General features: G+C 41.9%; 16 protein-coding genes. 3 read left to right on the top strand and 13 right to left on the bottom strand.

Features of this window, described 5'->3' with window-relative positions:
* Nucleotides 1–473: 473 nt before the first annotated feature.
* The 7 genes from HXT53_RS01540 to hpt form a co-directional block, all read right to left on the bottom strand.
* Complete coding sequence (locus tag HXT53_RS01540; RefSeq protein WP_421780472.1) at nt 474–6,740, bottom strand: sugar-binding protein; 6,267 nt, start codon at nt 6,738–6,740, stop codon at nt 474–476.
* A gap of 558 nt (nt 6,741–7,298) precedes the next feature.
* Entirely contained in the window at nt 7,299–8,297 is a 999-nt protein-coding gene (locus HXT53_RS01535) for a lipid II:glycine glycyltransferase FemX (RefSeq protein WP_004112243.1), read from the bottom strand.
* Nucleotides 8,298–8,367: 70 nt separating this feature from the next.
* On the bottom strand, nt 8,368–10,044 hold the full coding sequence (gene ettA / locus HXT53_RS01530) for an energy-dependent translational throttle protein EttA (RefSeq protein ID WP_004122991.1): 1,677 nt from the start codon (nt 10,042–10,044) through the stop codon (nt 8,368–8,370).
* 142 nt (nt 10,045–10,186) lie between these two features.
* The gene (locus tag HXT53_RS01525) at nt 10,187–10,696 is read right to left on the bottom strand and encodes a DUF3180 domain-containing protein (protein WP_004112239.1); all 510 of its coding nucleotides are present in this window, start codon (nt 10,694–10,696) and stop codon (nt 10,187–10,189) included.
* Nucleotides 10,696–11,757: a dihydroneopterin aldolase gene (locus tag HXT53_RS01520; RefSeq protein WP_004112237.1), complete on the bottom strand. Its 1,062-nt coding sequence runs from the start codon at nt 11,755–11,757 to the stop codon at nt 10,696–10,698. The genes HXT53_RS01525 and HXT53_RS01520 overlap by 1 nt, the downstream gene beginning before the upstream one ends.
* Nucleotides 11,758–11,854: 97 nt before the next feature.
* A complete protein-coding gene (ftsH, locus tag HXT53_RS01515; RefSeq protein WP_116439931.1) occupies nt 11,855–14,146 on the bottom strand; it encodes an ATP-dependent zinc metalloprotease FtsH in 2,292 nt (763 codons plus the stop codon).
* A 193-nt stretch (nt 14,147–14,339) separates the two neighbouring features.
* Complete coding sequence (hpt, locus tag HXT53_RS01510) at nt 14,340–14,894, bottom strand: hypoxanthine phosphoribosyltransferase (protein ID WP_004112234.1); 555 nt, start codon at nt 14,892–14,894, stop codon at nt 14,340–14,342.
* Between the two features lie 69 nt (nt 14,895–14,963).
* Here hpt and tilS point away from each other — a divergent pair, with 69 nt between their 5' ends.
* Nucleotides 14,964–16,055, top strand: a complete 1,092-nt coding sequence (gene tilS / locus HXT53_RS01505; protein WP_421780469.1) for a tRNA lysidine(34) synthetase TilS — start codon at nt 14,964–14,966, stop codon at nt 16,053–16,055.
* 188 nt (nt 16,056–16,243) lie between these two features.
* On the opposite strand, the gene HXT53_RS01500 is transcribed toward tilS, so the two are convergent.
* The 3 genes from HXT53_RS01500 to HXT53_RS01490 form a co-directional block, all read right to left on the bottom strand.
* Entirely contained in the window at nt 16,244–18,028 is a 1,785-nt protein-coding gene (locus tag HXT53_RS01500) for a D-alanyl-D-alanine carboxypeptidase/D-alanyl-D-alanine-endopeptidase (protein WP_101886353.1), read from the bottom strand.
* A gap of 146 nt (nt 18,029–18,174) precedes the next feature.
* Nucleotides 18,175–19,827 carry a hypothetical protein gene (locus HXT53_RS01495; RefSeq protein ID WP_032840997.1) on the bottom strand — a complete coding sequence of 551 codons (1,653 nt, stop codon included), beginning with the start codon at nt 19,825–19,827 and terminating at the stop codon, nt 18,175–18,177.
* Between the two features lie 15 nt (nt 19,828–19,842).
* Nucleotides 19,843–20,721: an ABC transporter ATP-binding protein gene (locus HXT53_RS01490; RefSeq protein WP_004115766.1), complete on the bottom strand. Its 879-nt coding sequence runs from the start codon at nt 20,719–20,721 to the stop codon at nt 19,843–19,845.
* A gap of 97 nt (nt 20,722–20,818) precedes the next feature.
* On the opposite strand from HXT53_RS01490, the gene HXT53_RS01485 reads away from it, so the two are divergent.
* Nucleotides 20,819–21,007, top strand: a complete 189-nt coding sequence (locus HXT53_RS01485; protein ID WP_032837316.1) for a hypothetical protein — start codon at nt 20,819–20,821, stop codon at nt 21,005–21,007.
* A 473-nt stretch (nt 21,008–21,480) separates the two neighbouring features.
* Here the strand turns inward: HXT53_RS01485 and HXT53_RS01480 are convergent, their stop codons facing one another.
* Nucleotides 21,481–22,707: a glycosyltransferase family 2 protein gene (locus tag HXT53_RS01480; protein WP_004115768.1), complete on the bottom strand. Its 1,227-nt coding sequence runs from the start codon at nt 22,705–22,707 to the stop codon at nt 21,481–21,483.
* The gene (locus tag HXT53_RS01475) at nt 22,704–24,296 is read right to left on the bottom strand and encodes an AI-2E family transporter (protein WP_410313925.1); all 1,593 of its coding nucleotides are present in this window, start codon (nt 24,294–24,296) and stop codon (nt 22,704–22,706) included. Before HXT53_RS01475 ends, HXT53_RS01480 begins: the two co-directional genes overlap by 4 nt.
* A gap of 173 nt (nt 24,297–24,469) precedes the next feature.
* Between HXT53_RS01475 and glnA the strand changes: the two genes are divergently transcribed.
* The gene (gene glnA / locus HXT53_RS01470; protein WP_004112221.1) at nt 24,470–25,906 is read left to right on the top strand and encodes a type I glutamate--ammonia ligase; all 1,437 of its coding nucleotides are present in this window, start codon (nt 24,470–24,472) and stop codon (nt 25,904–25,906) included.
* A gap of 69 nt (nt 25,907–25,975) precedes the next feature.
* Here the strand turns inward: glnA and HXT53_RS01465 are convergent, their stop codons facing one another.
* On the bottom strand, nt 25,976–26,629 hold the full coding sequence (locus tag HXT53_RS01465; protein ID WP_004112219.1) for a peptide deformylase: 654 nt from the start codon (nt 26,627–26,629) through the stop codon (nt 25,976–25,978).
* Nucleotides 26,630–26,832 lie beyond the last annotated feature (203 nt).

Here is a 26,832-nt window from a genome sequence, read left to right as displayed (position 1 = left end):
AAGCATAGTCGTACATTTGAGAATAGAGACACTGTACTTGTTAATATTTGATACAAATCACATATTAAAAGATTGATGCGCTTTCGACTATAAGCAAAAACATTGATTACATAAGTGTTGCATAATATACGCGAAGTATTGCGCACTTTATACCAGATTTGACCTAATTTACGTTCATACTAAAGGAATATTTTCCCAAGTTTGTTTACCATTTGAGCAAATACGACAACAAACGTGGGCAACAATACACAAACACAGGCAAAGACGTTAGCGCACTTAAACCGCGCTAACGTCGAAACACACCCTACGCCATATTCACCCCATAGCACGTACAAATACAAGTAAAAAATGACCTGCATAAGTGCATACGGTTATAAACTAGTCAGCCATACAGGTTACGAGAATAAAAAAGTTGCTCAGCTACAAGCAAAAAGCTATAAAACCGAGCAACCAATTTACACTGCTAAAACTGCTTACTTATTTTTGCGCAATCCACCACGACGAGCAGCAAATAGCGCTCCAGCAGCAGCGAGAAGCGATGCCAGCAGCCCAGTAGGAGCAACAACAGAACCAGTATTCATGCCACTGATTTCTCCACGCTTATTACTATCACTACTCATTTCAGCATTCGAATAAGCACGCATACCAGCAGACTTAGAATTCTTAATAACCTGAGCACGAACCTCATCACGAACCTGCGAAGCACGAGACTTAGCAGCAAGCAAAGCCTTACGCGCAGCACTCAGCTTCTCAACAGCAGCATTCACTTGTTCCTGAGTGCTATGAGGATCGGCCGCTACCTTTTTAGCTTCCGCCAAAGCACTATCAACATTAGATTTTGCCTTAGAAACATCAATATCCGCCTGCTTAACAGCTGGAGAATTCTCTACACCAGAATCGATATTTGCATCATGTGATCCATTATCATTGGATGCATTATCTTGCTTAGCAGCAGAACTGCTGGTGACACCATTACCACTATTTGTACTCTTGCTAACATTCCCTGAATTAATAGAATTGCTAGAGTTATCATCCACATTGTTCTGCTGCGAACCATTGGCATTATCGCTAGATTGCAAATCGGATTCAGCACCCTCGATCTGCAAATGCAACTCGCCCTTATCTACAATAGCTGGCGCATTATCATTCACACCAAAACCAGAATCACGAGTTTGCTCTGGAGTTGGAGTTGTATCGGGAGTTGGAACTGGAACAGGCTTTTGCTCAAACTCTGGATTCACAGGAATAACTGGAGACAGAGACTGAACAGGAGCTACACCAGTCAACGCATTCTTAGCCCGCTGGAGCTTCTTCAAAGCAGAATCAACAAGAGCTTGACGCTCTGATTGAGTCTTAGAAGCAAGATCTTTACCAGTACCAGATATATCAGCCAACTTTGAAACGAGATCTCGCGCATCTTGCAAAGCATCATTATATGCAGTCTGTTTATCCGAAGTGTCATAGAGGTACGCAGAAGACATTCTCACAGTGCCTTCAAGAGCAATCTCTTCCTGCAAAGCACTAATATCAGCACCATTCAACGAAGATGCAGCAGTCTGAAGATTCTTCAAAGCATTGTCAACAGCACTCTGCTTATCCTCAGGAGACTTCTGAGACTTATTGTTCTTCGCTTCACTCAAAGCATTCTGAGCTTCGATAAGAGCCTGATCAAAAGTAGTCTGCTTATCTTTATCAGCATTCTTATACTGCGGCTTATCCTTTATATCAGTATCCTTAGTAACTTCAGACTGCAGCTTAGATGTATCAACAACGCCATCCAGCTCGTTCGATGCAATTTCAAGATTATCCTTAGCAGTCTTTATTGCCTGCTCAGTCTTACCATTAGGGTTCTTCAAGATTTCTTCAGCAGCTTTCAGAGCCTTATCAAAATTATCTCGCTTATCTTGATTGGCATTCCTGTAAGACACTTTAGACTTCTTAGTATTGGCATTATCAACAGCGTTATGCAAATCAGAAATATCATGACCATCCAAACCATCGATAGCTTTGGTAAGCTTATTGATAGCATCAGAAATTTCCTTCTCTGTTGCACCAGCTTTATTTACGATATTTTCTGCAGAAGCTATAGCGTCATCAAGCGCTTTACTATTGGTATTAGAAGCATTCTTATAAGCAGGAGTATCCTTCTTACCTTTTGCCTCCGTAAGCTTTCCTGTCAACTTAGTCTTGTCAACACCATCAAGATTACTAATAGCATCATTAAGTTTATTTAATGCTTCATCAATAGCTTTCTGCTTTTGCTCAGGAGTGTTCTTTGACTTATCCTTCTTAGCGTCAGCAAGAGCAGACTCAGCGCGATTGAGAGCCGTATCAACAGCTTGCTTCTTTTCTTGAGAAGCATTCTCATACTTAGGATCGCCATCAGATTTAGGATCAGTTGTTGACTTCCTCATTTTCTTTGCTTTTTCTACAGCAGCTTCCAAATCAGAAGTTTTAACCTTACCATTAAGATCGTTAAGTGCCTTATCCAAGTCGTCTTTTGCTTTACTGATCTCAACATCTGATGCGCCAAGCTTCTTTTCGATTTCCTCAGCATATTTTAACGCTTTATCAAAAGCAGATTTCTTATCTTCTGACGCGTTATTGTAAACAATTTCAGATTTCTTTGAATTTGCTTTCTTTATGGCATCATTCAAATCAGATTTATTATGACCATCAAGAGCATCAATTGCTTTGCTTAACTTAGATTCAGCCTCATTAATAGACACCTGTGAAGCATCTTTTTGGTCATAAACTTTCTTTGCATTAGACAGAGCAGTATCAAAATCATTCTTCTTATCTTTAGAAGCATTCTCATACTTTGGATTCTTCTTTATAGAAGAATCATCTTTACCCTGCTTATTCTTGCCTTGCCATTCATAAGCGGTCTCAATTTCACGCTGAAGCTTTGACTTGTCAACAGTATTACCACCGAGATCCTTAACAGCATTTTCTAATGTGTTCTTAGTCTCATCAACCTTGGCACCATCAGCATTCGTACCCTTAGTTAGATCAACAAGAGTAGATGCATTTGTTAATGCAGTGTCAAAAGCATTCTTCTTAGATGTATCCTTGTAGCCATCAGACTTCTTAAGAGTTTCTTTCTGTTTATTGACCAAATCAACAAGAGTCTTAAGATCACTCATCTTCTTGTCAAGCTCTTTAGCCTTAGCAACAACAGCAGTGATGGCAGTCTTAGCCTGATCAACAGTCTTCAAATTATCGCTGGTAGGATCAGTTTCAACATCATCAATTTTCTGCTTCAAAGCATCCTTTTGAGCTTTGTTAAGATTCGTGAGCTTATCTACATCAGATTTAGCATCACTCTTAGCTTTATTTAACTCAGCTTCCTCAAGAATACCCTCAACTTCTCGCAAATCATTAGCTTTATCAATGCGATTATTTAGATCTGTAGCTTCTTGATCAGTAAGATCACCTTTCTGCTTCAGATCAGCAATCTTCTTCTTAGCTGCAGCTTTAGCATCCTCAAACTCAGCTTTGTTGAGAATCTCTGCAACTTTATCAAGACTATTTGCTTTATCAATATCACCCTGATACTTCTGCTTTTCAGTATCATTAAGATTAGTAAGCTTACCGATAGTATCCTTAGCAGCTTGCTTAGCAGTATCAAGACCATTATTATTACTGTTATCAGCATCAGTCTGATTCTGATCGCCCTTTAGTGTAGCAGCATTTTTGGCTTTGTTTACACCATCAGTATCCTGAGCCGCATTAACTTTCTTAATAAACTGCTCTTTGTCCTCAGGCTTAAGTTTGTCGTTCTTGCTAATTTCATCAATAGCAGACTGCTTTTGCTTCTCAAGCTCAGCTTTCTTCTTAGCTTCTTCAGCCTTGCCTGTGTCTTGCTGCTCCTGTTGATTCTGAGTTTGTATATCAGTATCAACCTTCGTATTATCTTTCTGCTGCTGCTGTTTCTGTTGTTGCTCAGCCTGCTGATCAGATTGTTGCTGCTGCTTATTATGCTCTTCCTGTTTCTTTTGATCCTGATCCTTTTGGAACTCGTTTATCTTCTCACGGATCTTTTCAGGATCAGTCTCATTACCAATCTTCTTTTTGAGTTCTTTCTTCTGATCTTCAGGTAAACCAAGATTATCCTGAGCATTCTCAATCTGCTTTTGAGCATCTTTCTTTTTCTTCTCATCTTGACCATGCTTATCAGCAGACTTAATAATCTTGTCTAAATCGTCTGGCTTAGCAATCTTGTTGATTTCACTTTGATGTTCTTGCTTAAACTTATTGATTTCTTCATCATTTAAGCCATTCTTCTTAAGAATCTTGTCAATAAGATCATTAGCTTCTTTCTTAAGTTCTTCAGGCTTAGGAGCGGCAGCATTAGATACAAAGCAATCGTTCTTAGTAAGACTGAATGCTAAATCAGAACCACCATATTTACTAGATTTTCTAACTTCAATGGAGTCGCCTAAATAAATTGTTACAATTCCATCTTCACCACCAAATCCACCTCTAACCAATTTAAGATTAGATCCATTTTTTTCAATCCACTGTCCACTATATCTGTAAAGTTGCATTCCATTACCTATACTGTCACCAGTAGTGGTAAGTTTATTCAGTAAGCCATCAGTCTTAGTTATAAAATCTGTAGTTATTTCAGCATTTCCTGATTTAACTTTCCAATTATCTTGAATGAACTTTATGACAAAACTATTCCAATCAGCAACCTGCGGCTTATCCTTATCGTTAATAGCAATCTTAGTGATGTTGTACTTGTAACCATTATTATTTTTTGTTTCAGTTTTTGGCTTTTCTGGATTACCATTGGTATACGCCAACTCAGAATAGTCGAAGGTAGAAGTTGAATCATCACTAAACTTAACAGTCATAATATGCTTATCATTATCAAATGTGATAGCACTATTTTCATTATTACCTTTTAGCTTGCTTTTAAGACCATTATTGGCTGTTAATATAGCTTTTCTAACTTTATTCTGTTCTTCCTCTTTTAAACTCTTAGCATTATCAACTGCTGTACGAGCTGGAAGTGTAATATTCGTCAAATCAGCGAGTGGCTTACTTTTATACACCATCTTGCTGCCATCGAGCTTATCATTAGACTTATCAGTATAAGTGATAGTTACATCACCATTACTACTAACAGAAATAGCTTTTTTCTTAGCATCGTCTGTATTTGGATTTACTATAGCATCCATGAATTCTTTGTTAGATTGATTAATTTCATAGATTTTTTCTAACAATGTTTTTTGTTCAGATGCGGACAAATTACTTGGATTTCCAACTGCCATTGGCACTGGATAGTAAGGGGTAAACTTATCCGCAAGTGAACGCTGCTTCTTTACAAGATACTGGCCTTCAATTGTCTTAGTGGAAGGAGTGCCAATTTTATCATCAAACGTGATAGTCGCTTTACCGTTACCATCAACAGTTACACTCTTGATATTTTTATTCTGATTAGCATTCTTAATAGCATTTTCAACTTGCGTCTTCTCTGTTGAATCAAGAGAAGACGCATTCTTCACAGGAGTCAAAGCTGGATACGTAATTTTTGTGCGCTCTGACAATGGCACGTAGCGCTTAGTTAGATTCTCCTTAGAAATAGTATCCTTAGAGTCATCTTTGTACGTAATAGTCGCGCTACCATCATTATTAACTTTTACAGCCTGTTTGAAAGCCGCTTCAGTTTGAGTCTGTTCCATACCTTTAAGCTTTTTCAACACATCGGTATTACTCTTATTAGCATCCCACAGCTTTGTAAGAACATTATCCTTTTCGTCTTTCGTAAGACTCTTGCCATATTTCGCAGAATCAACCTCTACCTTATCATTTGGATAATTAAGCTCTAACTCCTGAGCATACTTTGGTAACGTTGGAGCAATCTCAACTTTGCCAACAGTGTAATGCCAGTTGCCCATCACCTGGTACACACCTGCAGCAAACTTTAAAGGCTCCGTTTTATCTTTCAGTTTGATAACAAAGCTAATCTTAGATTTTCTATTGCCCCTACTCTCCCAGTTAATAATTAGTGCACTCGTATCGTTCATATATGCTGTAGAAGTATTGTAAGTATCACCTGAGTTGTCATAACCGCCGGCTTCACCAGTCATCCTCTTCCAGTTATTCTCAAACTCAGTTTTCTCCGTATTCTTACTAAACCAGAAACGGCTTGCAGACTGATTCCAAGCATCCTTTCCATATGTTGCACCTGTTTGTTTGGAACCGCCATCACCAGTCAACTGTTCATCTTTATGCAAAGTAACTTTATTATCTACAATGTCAACATCCTTAGGCACGCTCGCCCACCAGAATGGTCGACCACCCCACCATTCACCCTGAGAATTAAACTGGTATTCGACCTTGTAATACTGTCCGTAAGTTTCTCTATCAGCCTTATTCTTATCAGTTACCTGATTCTTATCGCAAGGAAGTGCTTTAATATCAACATACCTCTGCGCCTTTGTAGAAGAATCACGATTCGCATACCTATAGCTGCCGTCAGGCATATTCACGCCATTAGCCCATGCATGGTTAGATGGCAATCCTGCTCCACATGCAAGCAAACTTGCTAGCACTGCTGTTAAAGCAATTTTAGGAAGTACAGAGACCCTTCTAGAAGAAGTTGCCTCAAAGTTTGTAGACGTAATCGATTTCGCCATTGAATCGATAACAGAATTATCTAGGTACGAAGATTTTGTGCACTTTTTAGATATGGATATGTGTTTCGCGCTATTTTGTTTACTCGTCATATACTTCACCCTTTTAGGACGTCTATACTTTTCGACTTTTTGCATCACAGGCAAATATTTGTTCATAAAATGTAGAATAACTAACAAAACAAAGCACAGAGATAGCAAATTGCCAATTAGAGTAATCTACCCCCCCCCCCCGTGGAAAAATTCAATAATTTTGAGAGAATTTGTTGAGTGATTTTAATCACAGATTTATATTATTTTTTAAAAAATTACTGATTTTCCTTACTAAACATTAACAAAATAAGGTTTACACAAATTTTCGCTATATATTTTTTATTAATGATATTGATAAGCATAAGCTATACACGACATGCCGTTACACTCGAATACAAGTAAACTAACGCGGGATAAGAAAAACACTACAAGATAATCAAAATCACGTAAGAATATTCCCGCATTTGTTCCCTTTTTGAGCAAAATAGAAACAAACACGGGAGACGCGACCTGCATGAGCTCTTAAAGCGTAGCGCGCGAACGACATGATGTACTTTGCACCAGATTCACCCCAACTCGCGCACTATAGCACTCTAGAAATAGCAAATTTTCAGGAGATCACCTATTAACAAACTTGCTGTATGCATCCTCATCTGCAACGACATCAAGCTCACCAATCCAAATAAACGGATCAGTAGCCTTGCAAAAACCATACTTAAAGAAATAAAGACCATCGCTAACATCAAGTGAGAACACACCACCCATGTTAAAGTACTTCATTCCAAGCTCATGCGCCCACTGAATCAAATCCCATATAGACAAATACCCTGGGCTCACCTTGCCCTGCATGGTCGCAGTAGCACCATACATGTACCATAATTCACCGTTATAAGGCAAACCAATCATGCACGCAATAGTCTTACCCTCATAGTCCGTGCTATAAATTCTCATTTCTGGATAAGCTGCAAGCAATCTCTCAAAATACTCTTTAGGTCTGTATGTAATACCGTGTCTTTTTGCCATAATCTCAGTAAGCTCATAGAACTTGTCAATATCTTCCTGAGAACGACTCCACCTAGATGTAACGCCAGCTTTTAAAGAAGCCCTTATGTGCCTTCTTGTCATCGCACTAAACCCAGCAAGAAGATCATCCGTAGACTTACCCTCAAGGTCTAGCATCATCTCATATCGAGGATTGGAGAAAGAGTGAAGTTTTTCCCCATCGCTCCTAAAAGTAAAACCTTGCTCTCTATACTTCTTAACAAGATCTTGATCGTTTTTAACGCAAGGATCCATTCGTAGCAAAAATGCATTGTACTTTTCAATAAGAGGCTTAGCTTCTTCAATCAGCTTCTTAGTGGTTTCTATATCATAAAAATCACTTACTGGTCCATGAGGAGCATAGAGGAACATTTTATCATCAACAGCTTTTATGCCGAGAACAGACATTGCTGCTGTAATCTTACCGTTTTCTTCTAGATAAACGTATTCACTAATCCAGTTGCTTTTCACATCTGCCCAACGCATATCTTGCATAGCGTTTCCATAAGGCGAATGTTTTATGAATTCCTCATACTCTTGGACTTTAGAAGAATCATTTTTATCAAGTATCGGCATTTGTTCTCCTTTTTAGCTCAATACGTGATTTTAATTCAGTTTTACTCTGATAGCACGAGTTATACGCGATTTAGCGAGTAAGCTTACGATGCAAGCGATGAGGACGAGCAGCTTCTTCACCAAGGCGTGCGATCTTATTTTCTTCGTAAGCTTGGAAGTTACCTTCGAACCAGTACCATTTTGCAGGATTCTCATCGTCGCCTTCCCACGCAAGAATATGCGTGGCAACGCGGTCAAGGAACCAACGATCGTGGCTCACCACTACAGCGCAACCTGGGAAGTCAAGCAAAGCGTTCTCTAAGCTTTCAAGAGTCTCAACATCTAAATCGTTAGTAGGCTCATCAAGCAGCAGCAAGTTGCCGCCCTGCTTAAGAGTTAAAGCCAAATTCAAGCGATTACGCTCGCCGCCAGAAAGCACGCCCGTAAGCTTCTGCTGATCCGAACCTTTAAATCCAAAGCTTGCAACATATGCGCGAGTAGGGATTTCAACGCCTGCAACTTCAATAAAATCAAGTCCGCCTGAAACAGCTTCCCACAAGTTCTTATTAGGATCCAATCCTGCACGATTCTGATCCACGTAAGAAATCTTCACAGTATCTCCAACTGTAAGCTCTCCACCAGAAAGTGGCTCCAAGCCAACAATCGTCTTGAAAAGCGTAGACTTACCAACGCCGTTCGGACCAATCACGCCAACAATGCCGTTACGCGGCAAAGTAAACGACAAATCGTCGATTAACACGCGATCTCCAAAAGCCTTGTGAATATGCTTCGCTTCCAAAACTTGCGATCCCAAGCGTGGACCTGCAGGAATTTGAATCTCCGAAAAATCAAGCTTCTTGGAATTGCGTGCCTCTTGCTCCATTTGGTCGTAACGCTCCAAACGAGCCTTATTCTTGGCCTGACGTGCCTTCGGCGAGCTACGCACCCAATCAAGCTCATTCTTTAAGCGCTTAGCAAGCTTGGCATCCTTAGCACCCTGGATTTCCATACGCTTAGCCTTGGTTTCCAAGTAAGTGGTGTAATTGCCCTTGTATGGGTAAAGCTGACCACGATCCACCTCGCAGATCCACTCTGCTACGTTATCCATAAAGTAGCGATCGTGGGTTACAGCAATAACAGCGCCTTCATACTTGTGTAAGAACTGTTCCAACCAAAGAATAGACTCAGCATCCAAATGGTTTGTAGGCTCGTCCAGCAGCAGCAAATCTGGTGCTTCAAGAAGAAGCTTGCACAGCGCCACTCTACGCCTTTCTCCACCAGAGCACACAGAAACAGGCGAATCTGGATCTGGGCATTGCAAAGCATCCATCGCCTGCTCAAGCTGAGAATCCAAATCCCAACCATTTGCAGCATCAATCTCTGTTTGCAACTTGCCCATTTCTTCCATCAATGCATCAAAGTCAGCATCTGGATTTGCCATCTCTTCGCCGATTTGGTTAAAACGCGCTACTTTTTGCGCAATCTCACCAAATGCCATCTTAATGTTTTCGCCAACCGTCTTCGTTTCATCTAGAGGTGGCTCCTGCTGCAAAATTCCAACGGTATAACCTGGCGTAATCGAAGCCTCGCCGTTTGATACATTCTCCAAACCAGCCATAATCTTCAGCAACGTTGATTTACCCATGCCGTTAGGCCCTACAACGCCAATCTTTGCGCCTGGTAGGAAGCTTAAGGTAACGTCGTCTAGAATCACGCGATCCCCGTAAGACTTGCGTGCCTTAATCATTTGGTAAATAAATTCAGCCAAAGTAATATACCATCCTTAAAAATTGAATTTAAATTGAATTAAAATTAAATTATTACAGCAGATTTTTAAATTTTAGGTTTGTGTTTATGTTTTGTATTTCGGTTTTATACTTATATTTTTAAATTTTATATTTTAAATAATTTTAAATCGCAGCAGCTGACTGTGCCCTGTCGGAAGTACCACTTGATGCATCCGCACCATCTTCTGGAGGAAGCTGGCACATCCACTCACCCACAATACCAATAATCATGTCTACAAGACATACTATTCCAGCTATAATGCATTCACGAATAATGTTGGAATAGAGCGGAATATTTGCATGCGGCCAACACATGAATAGTTGCCCAGCATACCAGCCAGTTAGAATCGCTCCAGCCATTCCAAGCGCTTTTGCAAGCATAAGAGCTGCAACAGCAAGCTGCATATTTAAATGCTTATGCTCCTCTGGCTTTGCAGTAACATACTGATGCGTCTGCCAAGTAAGAATAAAGGTAACTATTCCACCAATTGTCATAAACGCAAGAACAACCCACGGCGCACCAGAAAGCGATATTGCGCTTGATTCCGTAATAGACACCAGGAATGCGCCGAATACAAATCCAAATAGCACCCCGAGTACAAAGTACCACCAAGGCGTGCGGTAAGCTTTCATCAACACTCTCCCATAATCCAACGTTCTGAATAAATACCGACTCGCGCTGCATCTGGTGCAAACGCAAGTTTGTACGCAAGTGGTTCTCCGTCAATTGAAGCATCTGGCTCAATTTGCATCCATGGCTCCAATTGTGCAGCATTTAGCTGTGAACCAAGCCTATCTGAATCCATAGTCTTTGTGTTTGAACTATCAGATCCGTATTGCCTCGTGCCTAAAATTCTCAATCGCAAATTTTGTTCTTGAGAAATTTGCATTTCTTTGATCTTAAGCGCTAAATCATCTTCTACCATTGTACTAGATACCACTATTATTGCAGAATATTCTTCGCCTTTATCAGAGCTTACCTGATATAACGCCGAAACGCCGTCTAATTGAGTTGAAATAGGTTCTTTCGATTGCTCCAAACTCGTGATTACATCTAGCATGGCGAATTTTGTTGACTCTGATTTTTCTCCCTGCATTGACACTACTGCAGTTGTGATAATTGGATTATAGCCAGATTGGCTATAGACAGAATCTAAAGAAGAATTAGAATCGCTGGTTGCTTGCGACTTATCTTTAGACTCATCTTTCGAAGTCTCATCTTGTAATTTTTCCCTCTGCTCAGCCGCAAAAAGCGACGCGTCCGTAGGATTCGCCAATCCAAAAATCTGCGATGTTTCCACATCGTCTGCAACCCTACGAATCGTAATAGACACGCCATCTGCATTAGGTAAATCATAAGAAGCATCGTTAAAATCAGCTTTAAACTGCGCATTAACAGTAATCTCTGCCTGTTTAACAAGCCAAGATTTCATAGCTGAATCCAGTAGCCTTCCAGCCGTAAGCTCCAAACAAATCGAAGAATTCTTAGCAATATCATCATCTTGAACACACGAGTCCAAAACGCGGCTAAGTCTTTTAGAAATCTGGGCAATATCAACCGTTTGGGTAGAGTCGCCAGCAACCGCTGCCCTCAAATCTAAACTCAAAACAGCATCAACACTAAGGCGAGTATATAAGCCAATAAAAGCATCAGTATCACTAGGTTTAATACCACTTAACTTAATTGTGTCCATAATCGCCTCCCAAAAATATTATACGCGCGATGCTTTGCATAATCGCTAAACACCGCGCGTAAAATTGTTAAATTAAATTATTATTTAAATTAAATTATTATTTTAGACTTTTATCTTCATCTGTAGAATCAGCTGGCGACTTATCCTCAGTATTATCCTCAGTATTATCCTCAGTATTATCCTCAGTATTATCCTTAGAAGAATCACCATCAGAGGCATCATCCTTAATAACACCAATATTTCGCTTCAAGCTTTCTGGAATCTCTACAGGAGGAAGAGGCGAATCTGGACGATCCGAATTAGAAAGCCACAAATCGCGCTCTGGAGCCTTACGAATCTTAGAGAAGATTTGCTCAAGCTCTTTCTCGTTAAGCGTTTCCTTAACAAGAAGCTGACGAACCAACTCATCCAAAACATCACGATTATTATTAATAATCTCCCACGCCTCAGTGTGAGCCGTTTCAATCAACTTGTGAACTTCTTCATCAATCACTTCGGCAGTTTTATTAGAGAACTTACGCGATTGCAAAGAATCCAAAGAACCAGAAGAATCCTGATCAGCGTCCATCCACTTTACGGCACCAAGCTTAGAGGAGAAACCATATTCAACAACCATCTTACGAGCGATTGCTGTAGCTTTTTCAATATCGTTAGAAGCGCCAGTAGTTGGATCGTGGAACACAACCTCTTCCGCAGTACGGCCGCCCATAGCATACGCCATTTGATCAAGCAACTGATTTCGAGACTGAGAATAGCGGTCGCTAGTTGGCATAACAGCCGTGTATCCAAGAGCGCGTCCACGAGGCAAAATCGTAACCTTAGTAACAGGATCCGTGTGATGCAAGGCAGCAGCAACGAGCGCGTGACCACCTTCGTGATAAGCCGTGTTGCGCAACTCATCCAAAGCCATGCCCTTAGACTTCTTTCTAGGGCCAGCTTGAACGCGATCAATCGCCTCGTCAATAGCGCGATTGTCAATAAGCTGAGCGCCAGAACGAGCGCAAAGCAAAGCCGCTTCATTAAGCACATTAGCCAAATCCGCGCCCGTAAAACCAGGAGTTCGAACAGCAACCATATGAAGATCAACGTCTGGCACAAAAGGCTTGCCTTTAGCGTGAACCTTAAGAATCGCCTCGCGACCTTCCAAATCTGGGGCTTCCACAGCAACCTGACGATCAAATCGTCCTGGTCGCAAAAGCGCAGAATCAAGCACATCTGGGCGGTTCGTAGCAGCGATAATAATCAAGTTAGTGTCGTTATCGAAGCCGTCCATCTCCACAAGCAGCTGATTAAGCGTTTGCTCGCGCTCATCGTGGCCGCCTGTCATACCGCTACCGCGGCGTCGTCCAACTGCATCAATCTCATCAATAAAGATGATTGCTGGAGCGTTCTTCTTAGCCTCATCGAATAGCTCGCGCACGCGAGAAGCACCAAGACCAACAAACATCTCAACAAAGTCCGAACCAGCCATAGCATAGAACGGCACACCAGCTTCGCCTGCAATAGCACGCGCAAGAAGAGTCTTACCTGTTCCTGGAGGGCCATAAAGCAGCACACCGCGCGGAATACGCGCGCCCAAAGCCTTGTAGCGAGAAGGATCCTTAAGGAATTCCTTAATTTCCTCAACTTCTTCTACAGCAGACTGTTCACCTGCAACATCCGCAAACTTAGTCTTAGGTGTTTGACCTTCCAAAAGCTTTCCGCGTCCACGGCCGCCACCCATTCCAAGCATTCCGCCGCCAGCGCTTGCCATTCTGCCAAACATGAACCAAACAAGCCCAAGCAGAATCAAAATCGGCAGCATAGATGTGATCAGATAAGAAATTATGCTAGAAGACTGCATGCTAACAGTCCAACCATTAACTGGCTTAGCTTTTTCGATATCCTGAACAACAGTCTTACTCTGAGCAATCGTATAGTAGAATTGCACGTCTTTTCCATAATCGTGCTTCTGCTTATCGCGCTTATCGAGCTTAACATACTTCTTGTCAAGCGTAAGCTTTACAAGCTGTTTGTTGTCAATAACCTCCACATAATTTGCACTACGCTTATGAAGCAACTCCAAGCCATCTTGCGTATCAATTGTCTGTGTACCGTTATGCACAAACATCTGGAATCCTGCTACAGACAATATCACAAGAAGAACAATCCAAGTCCAAGGAGATTTAAAGAACTTACGACGAGAATCAGGATTATTATCATTCTGCGAATCATTACCATTCTGATTCTTATTGCCGTTCTTGTTTTTATTGTTCTTATTATTCCCACTATTCCTATCTGGATTTTTTCCAAAATTAGGCGGAAGGAACGGATTATTACCGTTACCTCCCAAAGGACTTTTCATAGGTCCACCCATAGGTCCGCGAGGCGACATTGGAGAAGCGCCCATATAATCAGGCTCCTTTCAGGATCCTTCTGAAGGCTCCTTACATAGAAATATATGCTTAAAACTAGGATTAAATCCTACTATTTGGTTTCTATTATCCAGTACTTAATTATTCAAGATTACCTAAAATTAATCAAGATTTTTTAAGACTAACCAAAGTTTCTTAAGATTACTACTCAAAATCAATAAAGAATACTTAAGATTCATACACAGATGGCTTAAGAACCGCGATAGAATCAAGATTCCTATACTTTTCGTCGTAATCCATTCCAAAACCAACTACAAAAGCATCTGGAATCTCGAATCCAACGTAAGTAATATCAACTTCAACTTCGCGACGAGCAGGTTTAGTTAGAAGCGCAAACACCTTCACACTCGCAGCGCCTCTGCTCTTAAGCTCTTTAACGAGCCAATCCAAAGTCTTGCCAGAATCAACAATATCTTCAACAATAAGCACGTTTCGTCCGCGAACATCTGTAGTTAAGTCCTCGCGAACCGTAATCTGACCACTGCTTTTAGTGCCACTGCCATAACTGGAAAGACTCATAAAGTCCATCGGCGCGTTAAGACTAAGCTCCTGCGAGAAAACAGCAAGCGTGTTAACAGCACCCTTAAGCGCTGCAACAAGCAAAATATCGCGGTTCTCGTAGTCTTTACTAACTTGAGCCGCAACCTCACGAATACGCTTCATAAGTTCTTCGTGACTGATCAATTCGTAATCAATATCATCTCTTATATCAGCAATCTGCATGCTAACTATGATTGCATAAACGAATGACGGACGTGTTACAACTTACGCATTATGATTTAGACTATAAGCATGGTTTACTCACCTAGTTGGCGTAAAGGAATTGGCGAAGTAAAACGCTGCTTCGATAATCTTGGGCTAGAAGTGCAAGGTCCACAATTCTTGCAGCACGGGCAACATTTGGCTTTACCAAACGCACCAATCGTGCTGGTAGCATGCTCTGGAGGACGCGATTCGCTAGCATTAACAGCACTGGCAGTCAAAGTGTGCGCAAGCAGAGGTATTCGATGTGCAGCGATTATAGTGAACCACAACATGCAAGAAGGATCCGCAAAAGTTGCACAAAACGCTGCTAATACTGTTGCAAGTTTAGGAGTAGACAAATCACTTATATTCGTTGAGTCCGTGCAAGTTAAAGATGGCGAAAAAGGAGAAGAATCTGCAGCAAGAGACTCTAGATACGCTGCTATTATTAACGCGGCTAAGGATTTGGGTGCATCCGCAGTTCTTTTAGCGCACACGGCTGACGACCAAGCAGAAACAGTGATTATAGGTTTACGAGACTCTGCAGGTCTTGAGGCTGTAGCTGGAATGAAAAATATTACGGTTCGAAGTGGAATACGTTTTGCTAGACCGCTAATTAACCTTAGAAGGCTTGAAACAACCAATATTTGCAAAGATTTGGGCATTGAGTGGTGGGATGATCCAACAAACGGCGATTTAACACCAAGCGATGTTGAACTACCAAAGTCATACCCTCTTCGCTCAAGAATAAGACATACTCTAATGCCTTATATTTCACGGTTTTTTGCTACAGATATGACTTTACTACTTGCCAAAGGTGCCAAATTTGCACAAGACGATTTAGATTACATTAATTCTCAAGTTGACATAATAGAAAGAGAGACGATTTTAAAGCAAAATTATGATTCTTGCGCACACGAAGTAAAAATAGCAATATCACCTTTAACAAAACAACACACTTCGATAAGACGCAGAATAATCGCCCGCGCTTTAACCGCCGCTGGAATACGTTTTTCGTCAAATCATATAGAATCAATCGACGAGCTAATTACAAACTGGCACGGTCAAAAACCTGTAGCGCTTCCTGGCGGATATGCGGCAAGCAGAAAATCACAGACTATAACTATTTACGAACGCTAGCGATTTCCCGATTTTGTTGCTGATTTTTCCATTTTGAACAACATTCTCGGTAAGTCGCTCGCGCGTTACAGCGCGCTAACGACTTCGCTTGCGTTGAAAGCACACCGTGCTTTCAACCTTAAGCAAGCTCAGCGCGCCAAATTGCCTTCGCACGCTACGCTTTAAGCGCTCCGGCAGGTTGGCGCGCACTAAAGATTAGTCAGCTCGGCCATCATCTTATTAATGCCAACATAAGTGTAGTTAACATCTCCAGGAGGATTAACAACAACCGCAAAGGTTAGCGCGCCTCCCGACTTTCTAGAAACATTGCCAACCATAGATGACACATCACCCAGAAAACCAGTTTTAACACGCAGCAAGCCAGCTGCCGAAGGATCTGACAAACGATGGCGTGCCGAAGTGCACCATACACCAGGTAAAGCTAAGCCTTCTGCTGCTGCAGCACCTTTACCGATTTTAAGATTCTGAGCCTGAACTTGCACAAGAGTCACAGCACGAACAGCGGATTTAGGCGAAAGCCCAGAACAATCAGACATGTGTAATCCGTTTATATCAACGCCTAAATCGCGCAAAACGTCGCGTACAGCATCTGTGGCACCTTCTGGAGAATTACTTTTACGCATAGCGAGCGCAGTAAGACGACCAAATTCTTCCGCAATAGAATTGTCCGAATGCCTTAGCATATATGCCATAATTTCGTTAAGTGGAGCAGAAGAAACGCGGGCTATTTGCTTAAAATCAGAGGAAATCATCGGTTTTCTAGAGCTAACATATATGGATGATAATCCATCAATCTTGGAAGTTTTGCCAATTTTTGCAGAATCAGTGCTCCAAGTTCTCACGTCAATACCAAATTTTTTGAGTAGATTCGCAAAAATTAATCCCGTACTTACAGCTGGATGCCGATCTAAAAGTGGATAATCATCTGGGTCATCAGCATCATTGCCAGCAGCCACCCATGCTGCAAAATTACGATCTCTGCCTTCATCAACAGCTAAAGACGATGTTGGCGCATAAAAACGTCCTTCTTCATCATTTTCATGAATCAAATCAGGATAGCGTTTCTCTCCAAACAAGGAATCATCAACAGCAAGCTCAACAACTTTTACACCTTGTTTTTTAAGCGAATTCACAGTATTGCTAGCAAGGGTTTCAAGACCAGCTCTACCATTTACATGATTTGGATCATTGGTTGCAGCACCCATCAGCATATCGCCGCCGCCATGAAGAACGAGCCTAGCAAAACCATTTTTCACTCCAGATACAGCAGAATCAGCATTTCTAGAGCTTCCAACATAGTTTGCGTAAACTGTTGTAGAAAGAGTCGATCCCATGTCTAGAACATGCGAGGCAGCTAGAGCCGTAAGCGTTTTCATAGTAGACGCCGGCTGCAAAGCAAGATTTTCATTTTTAGCAGCTATAATCTTTCCGTTTGCATCAGCAATAACAGCTGAAGCATTAGGACCAAGACCTGGATATTCAAAAAATTCCTTCAAAATCTTTTCCGCAGATGACTTGTCAACAGGCTTATTCTTATCCACCTGCTTAATCAAGCTAGCATATTTAGCTAATCTCTTAGGTTTGGGGCTAGTTAACTTTTGAAAAATCTTATGATCACGCGCAGCAATTTCAAACTGATTAATAAAACGATTTTGCAAAATATCTTGGCAATCAAACAGAATATAGCCACCCATTAAAGAAATTACGCCAATTACCGATATTAAGCAGACTAGAAAACGGTTTTTTAGCCTAGAGCCATTGGCGTGGTTTTCTACACTAAGTTCGGTTGCTGGCGATTCATCCAATGTTTCGGCTTGCTTTTTTTGCGATACTGTTGGCGAGGGTACTTTTTGCGATATTGTTTGCAAACTGGACTTAAAACCAGCTTTTTCCCTAGCCTCTTTCGACGTGAAAGCATCTTCTGGAATCTCGACTATGTTATCTAGATTCTTAAGGTCTTCATCGTCTTGCATGCGCACGCCGCCTATGTGTATGTACTTAAGTTGTATGTGTATGTACTTAAGTTAATTGCAATTCTTTACAACTATACAAACTATACACTTGCATATGCCGAGAGTAAGTTTGTGCGCATAATTTTTAAAGGCGTGCGCAGTAATACTCAAGCAGTAATCGATGCGAATCTGCGCAAGTTTTCTACAATGCGAATTATGCGCTTATCCATCACTTTACCGCCCAAAATAACGCCAACAACCAGAACGATTGCACCGTTTATTACAAACAGTATGCTTGCAATCCACAAAAGATTCATGTTAATAGCCACAAACACAATAGCCAAAGCAATAGACGGAATCATGCATACGAAAGATAGCAGCATAAAACCTATTGGAGCAAAAGATCTAGCGCCAGCAGAGCCTTGCGGCCTAGAAAATGGCTTTTCGATTGATGATACAGGGTACATTGCAATGCACGAAGAGATTAAGCCGATTCCTATGGTAGCAAAAGCTATTCCGATTGGTGAAAGAGTTTGGAACAGAATTGCATTTACACTTTGATGAACATTTAATACGAAGAAAAGAAAAACGTAAACTCCTACTCCAAGAATCGCAAAATACACAGCGCAAATGGCGGACCAAACTATTGCGTGCGCTAAGCGATCGTGCAAGCCTTTTACACCAATAATCGCGTGCATAGTAAAAGCTGTGCCATCGTATGCAATATTGTTTCCAACAACCATGCCCATAAGCGAAGCAGCATAGATAAGCCAGCAAGAAACACCTAAGTCCTGTGCCATAGAAGCAAATCCTTTAGTTTTGAAAGTAGCTCCTCCTGCAACTATCAGCATAAAAAGCGGCGTAAGAAGCAAAAACAGTTGACGCATGTCTCTTCTCATAACGCTAATAATTCGCGCAATAATCGCACCAACTGTGTTGTCTGGAACTGCTGCAAATAAGCCGATTCCTTTAGTTTTAACAACTGTTTTTTGCTCGCCGCGAAGTAGCTTCGGCTCTAATTTTGCGCAAAATACAGAGATTGCAAAGCAAGCAGCAATCGTTAGTACGCAAATAAAGAAGCGAATAACAAGCGCAAGCCAATTGCCATTAATGGCGTCAAGAGGCAAAGCCATAGCCGCACTTAACGGCGTAAAAGCAGACGCAGCGCAGAAACTTGAGCCGAGCACAATTCCGCTTGGATTTTTGTTACCAATATTCACAGTGGCAACAAAAATCATGTACGCTATAAAAATGGCAAAGTAGAAAATGTTTCTTGAATGCTTGTTTATTAAAATAGTATCCAAAAGTTCAATAAGCATTTTGCTTAAAGACACGATTGTTGCAACGTAAAGCGGAGCTGCAATTACGCTGACTAAAACCGGCACAATTCCAAAGCTTCTGTACGCTAAAGACCACAAAGCAAGCGCGATTGTGCAGCTTATTGAAAATGCTCCAAAAAGAGAGCCAAGAAGCATGCCAGCTTGCTGCTTTACGTAAGGAATGCCATAAAGCGCAAAACTGCGCGATTTTAGTGTTGTGTCGCTGCCTAACATAAACAGGTTTATAAACAGCGTAAAAATTGACACAATCGACATAACCATTATTGGAGCAAGTTGGAATTCCTGCCAATTTTTAGCGTCTGCAAGCATTCCTGGATCAATGTACTTGCCAGTTTGCCAGCCGGCAAAACCAAGAGCGCATATAATCGCAAGCCCAAAAACAATGACTATACCAAAGCCAATTTTTTGCCACATTGACTTTCGCATAACAGAAAAAGTAAGCGCCCAGCGAAGGCGAACCATTGTGAAAATCATAGACATTACGGCTCTCCTTTTTTAAGCGTTGAGATCGGTGGAAGATGCAGGAGCATTATCAGATTTACCGCCATTAAGCCAGTCGATGCGTGCAGCAGCGTGACGTCCGCCAACAAGCTCCATAAAGCGATCTTCAAGATCTTTGCCCTGAGCCACCTCTTCAAGAGTGCCAGAAGCTGCAACATGACCTTCGTTAATGATTGCCACGTGCGAGCACATTTTTTCAACCAATTCCATAACGTGCGAAGAAATAATAACCGTACCGCCAGTAGAAACATACTCGGCGAGAATATCCTTCAAATTTGCGCTAGAAACAGGATCCACTGCCTCAAAAGGCTCATCGAGCACAAGCACGCGCGGGCTGTGAATCATAGCTGTTGCAAGGCAAATCTTCTTAGTCATACCAGTTGAATAGTCAGAAACAATAGTATTTGCAGCTTCTGTTAAATCGAAAGCAGAAAGCAAGTCGTTTGCACGCTTTACGGATTCCGCGCGACTCATATCGCGAAGCATGCCAGCGTAAGTTAAAAGCTGAAGACCAGTAATCGTCTTAAAAATCTCATCTGCTTGTGGCATTAAACCGATTGAGCGCTTAGCGCTATTTACGTCGCTCCAAACGTCGTTGCCAAAAATCGAAGCCGAGCCAGCATCTGGCATAAGCAAGCCCGTAAGCATTTTAATCGTAGTGGTTTTGCCAGCACCGTTCGGACCTACCAATCCGTAGAAAGAGCCTGCTGGAATGTCTAAAGAAAGATTATCTACAGCAACTTTCTTGCCAAAAGTCTTAACAAATCCGCGAATAGAAACCGCTGGAACTTCTTCATTAGTAGCGTCGTAAGCGTTTACGCCAAAAACTGGAACACTGCCAGACGCATTTGCAGAAGGAACAGAATCTACCATAAAAACCTCGCAATACACAGATAAACGCACGTATTGCGCCACATTATTGCGCAATCGCACGTTTACATCAAGGCTTCTATTATCTCATATATTGCGTATGAACGCACTACGAGATTGCATAAATTACACCGAGCTAGGTAGAGATTCGAGATTTTTCGCAGCGGATGAAGCGTATCGCTCGCGCGGATTAGCCGCGCTCACGCCTTCGCTTGCGTTGAAAGCACACTGTGCTTTCAACTTTGAGCAAGCTCAGCGAATCGAAGTGCATTCGCGCGCTACGCTTTAAGCGCTCATGCAAGTCGATTCGCAGTCCTCCGATGGTGATTCGCTGAAGCAGCAAGAAAAATCGAGAATCTCAGTGATTAAGCAATACGCAATTGTTCAAGTACGTAGGAGGGCTGGGTGATTCTTGGTCGAACAATATAAGAGCGGCAGCCGATACCAAATAATCCAAATGATCAACCACTACAAACAAACTTCAACCAAAAAAACAAAATCAAAACCAAATCGGAACAACCGCAACAACAAACTACACGTAATAGGCGGAGCGTTGTGCGAATCGACGACTTCGAGCTGCATAGCGCGCGAGAAGTCACCTCGATTCGCTGAGCCGCTTAAATGTAAAGTCCAGTGGACTTTACATGCGGCGAAGGCGTAAGCGCGGCTAATCCGCGCGAGCGTAGAAACACCCAGCCCTCCTACACACCAAACAGGAAGTAGCGCAACACCAAACAGAGAATTTCGCGCGCTCGCTCCGATTTACCGACCCGTGTGATGAATCGGCTTCCACTCGCTCTTAGAGAACACAGCTTGGAACGCAATCGGCACGTACGAAAGCATAAAAATAGGGAAGCTTAGTGCGTACGCAAAAAGCTCTTTGTTAGTGGCTCCAAGCTTATCGTGTTCTACAAGAATGGTAAGCGAAACAAACACCATCATACCTAAAACGCTTGTGACAGTAGTGGTTATAAAGTTAAGCGTCGAGTCAATCTGGCTTGTCCAAGTGACGAATCCAAACGCGGCAAAAATAAATCCGAGTATGAGTCGCACAATCGCAAGCACCATAAACGGGCATAGCATAAGCGTAAAGTCAACTGACGAAAAATCGCGCTCGCGGATTCCATGACGTATAAGAGCTGCTCCGTAATAGCGGAACACTTGCAAGAAGCCTTTACTCCAGCGCAACCTCTGTCTCCAGCTTTGCCTAAACGATACCGGCTGCTCGTCGTAGAGAACCGCCGATCCGCAATAACCCACTTTGTCGCCGTGCAAAATCGAGTCCATTGTAAACTCAAGGTCTTCTGTAAGCAGATGGAATTTCCACCCGCGATTTCTGTGCATGATTTCGCGCGAAAACATGAATCCTGTTCCGCCTGCATGGCAGCTAGACCCAAAAAGCATGCGCGAATTGTTGGTAAATCGCGATTCGCGTATAAACCACAATGCCGACCCAGAAGACACCCAATTATCCGATAAATTCACTGAGTTTCGGTAGCTTGTTAGAATCTGGTATCCTGCATGGAATCCTTTGTTCATCTCTTCAAAATAGTGCAAATCCAGCTTATTATCGGCATCGAAAACAAAGTACGCGTCGTAATCTTTGTCTTTTCCAAGCTCCATTATGTGATCCAGCAGGTAGCTTAAAGCGTAGCCTTTGCCAATATGCTGCTTGTCGAATCGCTCTATAACATTGCACCCGTACTCTCTTCCAACTTGCGCCGTGCTGTCGGTGCAATTGTCGGCGACTAGCCAAATGTCGATTAATTTTTGATCGTAAGTTTGGGATTGTATGCATTTTATGAGGTTTCCTATTACAGCTTCCTCATTGCGCGCGGATATTAGAACAGCGTAATGCTTGTCCATTGGTGCTTGCGGAAACACAATAGGCTTTGCTACAAGCGATGCGACTGCGCAAACACCTTGATATACAACGCTACTTACGCCAATTATGATTACTAAAACGTCGAAAATAGACAAAAGAATCATTTATTCCACCCACTTCGTGGATTACTATTTGAGTTTGTTGCTTTTTTATTTTCTTTTTTATTTTCGTTTGGAATTGTACCAGATTTATTTGTTTTTGACTTTAGTTCTTCCTTATCTTGATCGGTTGCTTGCGACTTATCCGAATCTGAATTTTCTGCGCGTTTTTTAGCAATATCCTTATTTACCGCGTCTAAAATATCGCGTGAAATTGCCATAGTTTCAACATACCCAGAATCGTCAACTGAATTTTCATTATCAATAGTTTCGTCTGAAGAATTATAGGCTTGCTTATACCAATACATAATGTCTTCGTTAATAGATACTCGAGATGAAGAGCCTTTCATAACTCTAAGCACACTATCTTTAACAGGTTTAACAAAACTGTTTCTTATAGTTTCAACACTCGTAACCATAATTGATTTACGATTAGGCTTTGGATCGTCCATTAAAGGTGAAGAAACTAGATTGTATTGTTTTGTACAAACTTTGAGAATTGCCTGCAAACTAGCGGTTACTGGAAGTGCTAAGAATGCACCGAGAGCACCAAACACGGCACCCATAATCAACACCGATAAAAAGGCTACGGCAGGATTTAAGTCCATGGTTTTTTCGGAAATCTTAGGTGAAATCACCATGTTTTCAATCTGCTGATAAATTGTCACAAAAATCAAAACTGCTATAGCTGATCCAAAACCATTAGATCCCCACGCAAATAAAATTGGCAGTGCTCCACCTAAATATGTTCCTATTGTCGGAACAAATTGCGAAACGATTCCACAAAACAGTGAAAGCGGAAGCCAATATGGAACATTCATGAATATTAGGAAAATCGCAGTGCCCGTTGCGTTAATAGCTGCCAAAATTGTGCGCGAAAATAGGAAGCTTGATATCTGCTCCTGTACAACGGACCAGATAAATAAAAATCGCCTCTGAGACTTAGGATTCAACAGCCTACACACACTTCTGCGCATAGAAGGACCAGCTGCAGAAATGTAATAGGTCACCATAAGAATAGTGAGTAAATCAAGCAAAACCGCCAATAATCCCCACGTTGTATTAATTGCTTGTCCAGCAAAATCTACAACCCAAGAGGTTTGAACGTGTTTAAGAATTTCCATGCCGAGTTGCTCAATGTTTGGCATTTTGAAACCAGTGGAATTTAGTACAAAATGGGCAAACTGGTTGTATAAATCAGGTAGACCTAAAACCATGGAAACTGCTTGTTGCACAAAAAGATTACCAAAAAGCACAAGAAGCAAAATAACTATTACAAGCAGCCCAAACAAACTTGCCAAAGATGCAAAAGCTCTACTCCACCCGTGTTTTATGAGCCGCACAACAAGAGGTTCAATTGCCAACGCTATAAAAATGGATACTACAACATCGAAGACTATAAAGGCGATATTTCCCCAAGCAAACCACACAAAAATCGCTACGAACGCTGCAATAACAGCATACATAAGCGCGCGGCTAAGCCAATCTGGCGGGCGCCTATCATCCCCTTTGGCTGGGAAAATCGCGGATAAATCAAGCTTTGCACTTGTGCTGTGATTATCTATACTGCCTTCATGTTGTTCTTTATTATTCATAAAATACATTGTACTTTATAACGTGAGAGCACGAGCCGCTTGCATGTTTTGTGCATATAAACACAAATAAGTAGCGTGTAACACAATCGTAACCAGATAGTCGAGTCGCTGAAATCCAAAATCTTATGCAACAATCTAAACTATTTACTGAGATTTTTACGAAAGGATTGTGCATGACCACTTTACAAACTAAAGAAGATGCCGAAGCTTTGATTAAGCAAGAAGGCATTGAATACGTATCAGTTCGATTTACCGATTTGATTGGCGTTCAGCAGCATTTTACTGTGCCTGCAAGCGAGTTCTTAAACAGCGCTTTTACAGATGGGATGGCTTTCGACGGCTCTTCTATGCAAGGATTCCAAGCTATTAACGAGTCCGATATGAAGCTGATTCCAGACGTAGACACCGCATACATTGACCCATTCCGCAAGCATAAGACTTTGAATGTTGCTTTTTCGATTGTGGATCCTGTAACAGACGAGCCTTATTCTAGGGACCCTCGCCAAGTGGCAATTAAAGCCGAAGCCTACTTAAAGGCAACTGGCATTGCCGATACCGCAAGCTTTGCTCCAGAAGCCGAGTTCTTCATTTTTGACAAGGTGCGTTTTGCAAACGACATGCAACGCTCCTTCTACGAGGTGGATTCCAACGAAGCTCCATGGAATTCTGGCATTGATACTGAAGATGATGGCAGCAACAACATTGGTTTTAAGAATCGCGTAAAGCACGGCTACTTCCCTGTTCCACCTGTTGATCATAATCAAGACTTGCGCGACGACATGGTTTACAACCTTCAAAAGGTTGGCTTGATTCTTGAGCGTTCTCACCATGAGGTTGGCGGCGCAGGTCAGCAGGAAATCAACTACCGTTACAATACGCTTGTTCATGCTGGCGACGACTTAATGAAATACAAGTACGTTGTTCACGAGACTGCTGCTTTGGCTGGTAAGGCTGCAACATTTATGCCAAAGCCAATTGCTGGAGATAACGGCACTGGCATGCACTGCCATCAGTCGCTTTGGAAGGATGGTAAGCCATTGTTCTATGCGGAAACTGGTTATGCTCAGCTTTCCGATATTGCGCGCTGGTACATTGGCGGCTTAATTAAGCACGCGTCTTCTGTGCTCGCTTTTACAAATCCTTCACTTAACTCTTACCACCGCCTTGTTCCAGGATACGAAGCCCCAGTCAACTTGGTTTACTCTGCTCGTAACCGTTCTGCAGCTATTCGTATTCCTCTTGCTGGTGAGGCTCCTTCTGCTAAGCGCATTGAGTTCCGCGCTCCGGATCCTTCCTGCAATCCATTCTTAGCGTTCTCTGCTCAGCTTATGGCTGGCTTAGACGGCATTATGAACCACATTGAGCCTCCTGCTCCTGTTGATAAAGATCTCTACGAGCTTCCTCCAGAAGAGCATGACGGCATTAAGCAAGTTCCTTCTTCTCTTGGTGAGGCTTTGCAAGCTTTGGAAGAAGATCACGACTTCCTTATGCAAGGAGATGTGTTTACTAGCGACTTGATTGAAACTTGGCTTAATCTAAAGCATGAAGAGATGGATATGGCTCGTTTGGCTCCAACGCCACTCGAGTATGAGCTTTACTTCCATATCTGATATTTGTGATTAATAAAATCCCCCGCAAGAAAACTTGTGGGGGATTTTATTTTGCATTCGTCTTTTATTTTAAATCGCAAAACCGAGTGTTCTAGCAGCAGTTACAGGAACAGCCTCATCAGCCCAATAATCCTCAAGATTTTCATCTGTAGAAAGCGAGCGCATCTCAGCACGATCAATATAAAGCTCTCCGCGTAAATGATCTGTTTCATGCTGGAAGATTCGCGCTGGCCAACCATGTAAACGTTCAGAATGCTGCTTACCATCTTCATCTTGCCATGTAGCTTGAATATCTAACCAACGCTGACGAACCGCCTGATATCCTGCAACACTCAAGCATCCTTCGTAAAAACTGCGTGTTTGTGTTCCAATTGGTTCATAGTGGGGATTTATGATCGCCCTAAATGGCAATTCTGCAATATCCCTAGGATCATCTGCATCGTCTCGAACATGGTCTTCTACAACAGCAATTGCAAGACCTAAACCAATTTGCGGAGCAGCTAAGCCAACTCCTGGTGCATCTAACATAGTGCTGTGCATAAGCGAAATAAGCTTATTAAGAGTAGCACGCGTTAGCTGACCATCGTAAGCCACTGTTCGTTGTCTTAACACAGGCTCTCCTGCTTGAACTATAGATAGCACGCCATCGTCTGTAGCGGAATCTAAAAGGCGCTCCACCGCGCGGCTAAGCTTAGTATCAACACTTGCGTGATGCGTAAACATAGGGCTCCTTTACCAAGGCTAATTCTACAAAACTTCTAAAGTAATTTACAAAGCCAACTTTGATTATTGTTGCTAAATCACATACGCTCAAACAACAATACCAAAAGGATTAGTATATCAAGGTTATCTGTTTTTTGTAGCTGTAAACGGCGTGTCTAACAACATTCTCAGGAAATCGCTCGCGCGTTACAGCGCGCTCACGT

Source organism: Gardnerella sp. KA00390 (assembly GCF_049244075.1).
In the GTDB taxonomy this organism is placed as follows: Bacteria; Actinomycetota; Actinomycetes; order Actinomycetales; family Bifidobacteriaceae; genus Bifidobacterium; species Bifidobacterium vaginale.
The sequence above is the reverse complement of the archived record's forward strand: the minus strand, read 5'-3'. Positions and strand labels throughout refer to the sequence as shown.

Bases quoted from the DNA above. Each gene is read 5' to 3' on its own strand.
- HXT53_RS01540 (WP_421780472.1), bottom strand. From the start codon at position 6,740: ATGACGAGTAAACAAAATAGCGCGAAACACATATCCATATCTAAAAAG.
- HXT53_RS01535 (WP_004112243.1), bottom strand. From the start codon at position 8,297: ATGCCGATACTTGATAAAAATGATTCTTCTAAAGTCCAAGAGTATGAG.
- HXT53_RS01525 (WP_004112239.1), bottom strand. From the start codon at position 10,696: ATGAAAGCTTACCGCACGCCTTGGTGGTACTTTGTACTCGGGGTGCTA.
- HXT53_RS01520 (WP_004112237.1), bottom strand. From the start codon at position 11,757: ATGGACACAATTAAGTTAAGTGGTATTAAACCTAGTGATACTGATGCT.
- ftsH (WP_116439931.1), bottom strand. From the start codon at position 14,146: ATGGGCGCTTCTCCAATGTCGCCTCGCGGACCTATGGGTGGACCTATG.
- hpt (WP_004112234.1), bottom strand. From the start codon at position 14,894: ATGCAGATTGCTGATATAAGAGATGATATTGATTACGAATTGATCAGT.
- tilS (WP_421780469.1), top strand. From the start codon at position 14,964: ATGGTTTACTCACCTAGTTGGCGTAAAGGAATTGGCGAAGTAAAACGC.
- HXT53_RS01500 (WP_101886353.1), bottom strand. From the start codon at position 18,028: ATGCAAGACGATGAAGACCTTAAGAATCTAGATAACATAGTCGAGATT.
- HXT53_RS01495 (WP_032840997.1), bottom strand. From the start codon at position 19,827: ATGTCTATGATTTTCACAATGGTTCGCCTTCGCTGGGCGCTTACTTTT.
- HXT53_RS01490 (WP_004115766.1), bottom strand. From the start codon at position 20,721: ATGGTAGATTCTGTTCCTTCTGCAAATGCGTCTGGCAGTGTTCCAGTT.
- HXT53_RS01485 (WP_032837316.1), top strand. From the start codon at position 20,819: ATGAACGCACTACGAGATTGCATAAATTACACCGAGCTAGGTAGAGAT.
- HXT53_RS01480 (WP_004115768.1), bottom strand. From the start codon at position 22,707: ATGATTCTTTTGTCTATTTTCGACGTTTTAGTAATCATAATTGGCGTA.
- HXT53_RS01475 (WP_410313925.1), bottom strand. From the start codon at position 24,296: ATGAATAATAAAGAACAACATGAAGGCAGTATAGATAATCACAGCACA.
- glnA (WP_004112221.1), top strand. From the start codon at position 24,470: ATGACCACTTTACAAACTAAAGAAGATGCCGAAGCTTTGATTAAGCAA.
- HXT53_RS01465 (WP_004112219.1), bottom strand. From the start codon at position 26,629: ATGTTTACGCATCACGCAAGTGTTGATACTAAGCTTAGCCGCGCGGTG.